At 44.4% G+C, this 5,742-nt stretch carries 3 protein-coding genes; all 3 read right to left on the bottom strand.

What is annotated here, in order from left to right:
- Positions 1-698 precede the first annotated feature (698 nt).
- A complete protein-coding gene (locus tag ABFX15_RS11360; protein WP_346025517.1) occupies positions 699-1,592 on the bottom strand; it encodes a DUF4349 domain-containing protein in 894 nt (297 codons plus the stop codon).
- A gap of 135 nt (positions 1,593-1,727) precedes the next feature.
- Positions 1,728-3,026, bottom strand: coding sequence for a flavin monoamine oxidase family protein (locus ABFX15_RS11365; RefSeq protein ID WP_346025518.1), 1,299 nt, complete (start codon positions 3,024-3,026; stop codon positions 1,728-1,730).
- Positions 3,027-3,741: 715 nt separating this feature from the next.
- A complete protein-coding gene (locus tag ABFX15_RS11370; RefSeq protein ID WP_346025519.1) occupies positions 3,742-5,424 on the bottom strand; it encodes a methyl-accepting chemotaxis protein in 1,683 nt (560 codons plus the stop codon).
- Between the last annotated feature and the right edge of the window lie 318 nt (positions 5,425-5,742).

The raw sequence follows: 5,742 nt of genomic DNA on the forward strand, positions 1-5,742 counted from the left end.
GACAGAAATCATCATACGAGCAACGAGAAATTTGGGAAACATAATTTTTCATAGATTATTGGGAGTTACCTAATCACTTAACTCAATTATAAGTAATCTGCCTCTATTTCACTAATCAAATGCAGTGTAATCAAAAAAAGGCCCCTAAATTCTTCTATTGAGTTGTTCATATGCGCTAGGGAGCGCATATGTTCCTTCTTGAAAAGCTTTTAGTTCCTTTGCGAGTGAACTGAACAAAATTGAGTCGGCGAGTAATGGGTTAACCGATTGTATACCGGTTACTCAGTTCGGAATTTATCTGGAGTTCCAGGTCTAATGACTTTTGACCCCAGACTCCAGCTAGTCTCTCTGTTGGGTTCAGGTGCAACTGCCCATACACCCGGACTCACTGAACATAACAAACTGAGCTGCCGGCCAAACAGTCTTTGCCAGGCAACTCAAGCAAAAATGCCAGTTGAGTTCCTGCCCAAGAGTAATTTCCCCTGCTGCTCAAATCGGTTCATGACACGAGTCAGCAGAAAAAGCTAGGTCAGAACCCTGGGTATAATAATAAGCCCATTATCTCCATAGCAAACAACTCTAAAAAATTAAAAAAGTAAAATGGCAGCTCTCTTTTGTACATCTATACAAAATGAAGCTACTATTTTACTTTTAGAAATTAGAATAGGCCGTTAGTTCACCTTCTTATAGTCAGCCACTTAATTTCTACGTTTAAAACGCTTAGCTACAAGCCAGATGACCAATCCAATCAGCCCGAGTACCAGAATATAAGGAAACGCATAAATGAAGAAGATGATGATGTCCTGCACAATGTAGTAAAAGGCAAAGAATGAATCTGTCAGTGCTTCCTGCACCCGTCTAAGGAATGAGAGTCCTTCTTCCCGGTCACCGGAAATTCTTGGGCGTTCGGTGATAGTCATTCTCACCACAGTATAGTCGATTAGATCATCAAAGTAGTCCAGCTGGGACTGCAGACTTTCTCTCTCTGCAATAGTCTCATTCAGACTGTCTTCGATCTGAATGATTTCTTCAATCGTCTCGGCTCGATCCAGCAGCTCGTTCAGACGTTCTTCCTTGTTTTCCAGAACTTGCACTCTTGATTCAGTATCTCTATAGAACTGCGTGACATCCTCAGTTCCTATCTGTTCACTGATTTTCTGAGCCTGAACACCTTCCAAATCATTCAGAAAAGCCGTCAGATGTTCCGTCGGTACACGCAGGGTGTAATCAATCATTCTGTATTGTCTGGATGCTCCCCCGCCCGGTGTATGGCTTGATTCATAGGAATGTTCGATAAATGCGTCGTGCCGCGTGACCAATTCGCGAATATAAGTAACCGTCTCAGTGTACTCGACCGTTTCAAAGTCCATGTTTGCCGTTCGAATGACTTTTTCTCCAATCAGACGTTCACCTGAACTCTCCGGTGATTCCCCGATTTCTGCAGCCATTTCCATATCGGCCGAGTCTTCCGTCATCACGGTCCCTCCACCGTCATATCCTGTCGATTTATCTCTCATATCCCCGTCGGATTCTGACGCACAGGCTGTCAGAAGGAAGACCACCACAAGTAAAATACTCCGCTTTAACTTCATCTCTACTCACTCCTTATCTCTAATCTGATTATTTACACTCATCATACGCCTAAGTCTGTGAAAAAGATACATGATGATGAACATAAATCTATAGTTGTTCATCATCATGTTTGCTGGTTCATTATTATAGCTAAGTCAATGTTTGTCTGACCGGTCGACCAGGTCGATTATCTTCTCTGCTGCAGACTTTCCTGACCGGAGTGCCCCTTCCATAAAGCCTGGAAAAGCTTCAGCCAACTCTGTACTTGCAAAAACAGATAACTTAAAAGGCGTTCGCAGTTTATCAGGCGATTCCGGTAAGCCCGCCACATGCACCTGCCCGCTATATCCTCCCCCATAATATGGATGGTCGACCCAGATGCTTTCTCTGTAATCCAAGTATTCCTCCACCTGATCACCCAGGACGTCTCTCAATCTATCCAGCACAAACTGATGACGATCCTGTTCTGACCGCTCCACCAAGTCTTTCGCCAAATCTCCTCCAATAAAGGCAGTCAATCTTGGATGGTCTCCCTCCTTTGAAGAGTCGGAAACACTCAGCCCATCGTAATCACCATAGACGATTCCTTCTACAGGAACGGATTTCCCGTTCATGTCATAGTGATGCCAGAATGGTTGCTCATATGTTAGAGACACTTTAATAACTGACCCATCGATGTAGCTAGTCAGAAATGGCTCGTAATAAGTCTTCAACTCTTCCTGAAACTTAATGCGGCTTCCGGCCGTTGGAGGAATCGCAAATATGACGGCTTTGGCATGATGACTCTTCCCATTGCTCGTATTTAATGTATATAGTCCATCTTCATACTCAACAGATTCAACTGGATGGTTGAACAAAATCTCTTCTTTCAGCTGAGACGAAAGATAATCGACTACCTGTGTGAGCTGCCCGGATGCCTGATGTGTAAGATCATCCAGTTCAGACGCGTACCGCTCAATCGTTTCGAGAAAGCTTTCGGCAAGAATGTGCTCGGTACTAACCGTTGATTCCTCAGTGAAAAAACTCTTGGCTATTGCTTCTTCCTGTTCGTTTTCTACCCAATCTTCTATCGTCTGGGCAAGGGACAGACGCGTGTCAGTCTCGCTATGAACAATTTCTTCATCGACGGATTCGATGAACGCGCCAACGTCCGTCCGTGTTTTTGCGTGCAGATAGACACTGTCTGGCTTCGAAACGGTACGCTTTAAATGCATCCCGCTTTCTTCAATTAGCCTGGTCAGCTCAGTCATATCCTTATTGACAAACTGTGCTCCCAGTTCCAGAGGATACTCTCCCAGCTCGTTACATCCTGAATAAACTTTTCCTCCGGCCCGGTCTGTTGCCTCGAGAATTTTGTAACTCAGTCCGCTGCCATCAACCACACGGGCGGCTGATAAACCGGCTAATCCCGCTCCAACAATAATGACTTCCACTGCTTCTGTTTCTCTACTCATTGTGTGACCTCCCGTAACGCTTTCTGGCAAAGCATCATTCAAAGTGATTATGTTCTACCTATTCACCCTTATCTTAGCACACTCTTTAGTTAAGGCCAGACTTTCTTCACTAAAAACGTCCGAAAAGGAGTAGAGTTTCATGGCTAGTTCTGTGTATCTATAGGCAGTTGAATCTGCCTGAGCAGATTCTACATTCTTCAAGAGCTTTACCTGCTTTTTGAGTCGAGTAATTCAAGGTATACTAGTCGTTATGCCTGTATAGCTGCACCTTAGGAGAGTGCCATGCTGCTGAACTCACAGTAGTCTTGTTTTACTTTTAGTTCCGATATTTTTTCTGGCGGGCAACTGTCATAAGATCCTTTTCAGCTGTAGTTTATTTCTTTCTATGAAGCTAAACTATCATTAGGCCCCCTCTAGCTGTAGCTTAATTCTTTTTCTCGCACAAAGCTTCCTCTAGACCCCTTCTAGTGGCAAGTTAATCTAAATGAGACGCCTGAACTATAACTAGAATCACTCTACCTCCATTTCCGTACCAGCCGTTTGTGCTGAACTATAAGTAGACGATTTATAACTGCATCTTCGACTCGAAACGACCTCCGCAACTGCATTTAGCCTCTGCTACTGATGTCATTCCTGCCCTGCACACAGTAAAACCCGGACGGGGCGATCAACTGATCACTCAATCCGGGTTAAATTCCTTATTATTCTACTAGTCCTATAGTTCGAAGCGCTCGACCAGCTGGTTCAGTTCTTCTGCCAGACGGGCCAGTTCTTCTGAGCTTGCGGAGACTTCCTGCATCGTGCTGTTTGACTGTTGAGCCGATGCCGACGTCTGTTCGATACCCGCAGCCGACTCTTCAGAAATCGACGCAATCTCTTCTACACTGGAACTCATATTGACCGTTTGTTCCTTGTTGTCTGCCAGCTTTTCAGTAATTCTTCGTATCGTCCGTTCCATTTGTTCAACTGAAGATGAAATGCTGTTGAAGGTCTTCCCGGTCTTCTGAATCTGTGTAGTTCCTTTCTGAACTTCACTGTACCCATTTTCCAGTGCACCAACGACTTGTGCAGATTCTTCCTGCATGCGTCTAACGATGTCAGTAATTTCCACAACGGAACCGGACACTTCTTCCGACAGTTTTCTGACTTCATCAGCTACTACAGCGAAGCCTTTGCCCTGCTCACCGGCACGTGCCGCTTCAATTGCCGCATTCAGTGCCAGAAGATTCGTCTGTTCTGCAATTCCTTCAATGACTGTGACCAGTTCGGACACTTCACTGGATTTTGTATCAAATCCTCTCATTCCGTCGACAGACTGCTTGACAATCTCATCGATGGTCTGCATTTGTGTGACTGAGGAGTCCATCATCAGACGCCCTTCATCTGTCAGGCCACGTACTTTAGTGGACGTCTGATAGACACGCTCACTCTCCTCAACTGACTGCTCGATTGTGTGAACGAATGCACTCATACTCTCTGAAAGATCGCTAGTATAAGTAGCCTGTGATTCTGATCCGGATGCGAGCTCCTGCATAGTTATCGCAATCTGATCAGCTCCCTGGACAACCTCGTTTGTGGACTGAGTCAGTTCTTCACTGGAACTCAGGACATGATGAGTTGCGTTCGATACTGAGGTAATGATGTGACGCAGCTCTTCCTGCATCTTGTTGGTTGCCTGTTCAAGCATGCCGATTTCGTCTTTACGTTTTGTGCGAATCGTCTGACCCGTCAGCTTTCCATCCGCAACATCATTCAGTTTGCTCGAGATGGAGGTCAGCGGGCGTCCAATATTTCGTCCAATGAACAGGCCAATCACAATGGCAAAAGCTGTGGCCAGGATACTTGCAATGATTATTATATATCTTAAATTAGTGAAGATAGACTGGTTCTGATCAAAGGCTTCTGATGAAAGAATCTCATTCATTTCCAATAGCTCTTCTAGATACATATTCGCCGCACCATACCAGGCCCCCGCACGTCTAATCCCATTCATTGCTTCGGTAAAGTCCTGTTCTGCCAGAGAATCTCCCGTTTCATATAGATTTTCAGAGTAGTTGACCCACGTTCTGTTCAGTTCGTCGACAAGGACCGCTTCTTCGTCATAAAGCTGGCGATTACTATATTCAGCTAGCAGCTCCTCAATTCGATCGATATTTTCAAGAGCTGGTTCTCCTCTTGACGGATCAGCATTAATAACCCCGGTCAGCATATGTACCCGAGTATTTTCCATCAGCTGAGCGATTTCAGATAGAATGATCGTCGGCTGTACCCGTTCCGTATAGAGTTCATTAGAATTATCGTTCATCCTTTGAAGCCCGAAAAGCGACAAGCCACCTAATACCAGTACGATGACTGCCAGTATCAGAAAAGAACCCAATAATTTAGTCGTAATTTTCAATTTACTTCCCCCAATTTGTACTATGTAAGTTAGTCCACTATCAGCGGCTACTTATTTATTATCGGAATCTTTCGCTATTAATTAACTTAAATGATAGTTTTCTCACTTAAAAAATTCATCAGTTTTCCGAGCGAGAAAACCCACGGTTTCAATCGTGGGATGATAGCTCGGCAGGGATGAGGGTTCGCTTTGGCGAACTCGAAAGCCCTGTGATATATTCGAATATTTTTTGAGTATGTTCGGTATATTTTCATACACGTATAGAGTATAATGGATACATGGAAAATTACCGTAGAACTAAAACAACCGTCAGCCTCA

Origin of the sequence: Alkalibacterium indicireducens (assembly GCF_039522005.1) — a bacterium.
GTDB lineage: Bacteria > Bacillota > Bacilli > Lactobacillales > Carnobacteriaceae_A > Alkalibacterium > Alkalibacterium indicireducens.

Bases quoted from the DNA above. Each gene is read 5' to 3' on its own strand.
- ABFX15_RS11360 (WP_346025517.1), bottom strand. From the start codon at position 1,592: ATGAAGTTAAAGCGGAGTATTTTACTTGTGGTGGTCTTCCTTCTGACA.
- ABFX15_RS11365 (WP_346025518.1), bottom strand. From the start codon at position 3,026: ATGAGTAGAGAAACAGAAGCAGTGGAAGTCATTATTGTTGGAGCGGGA.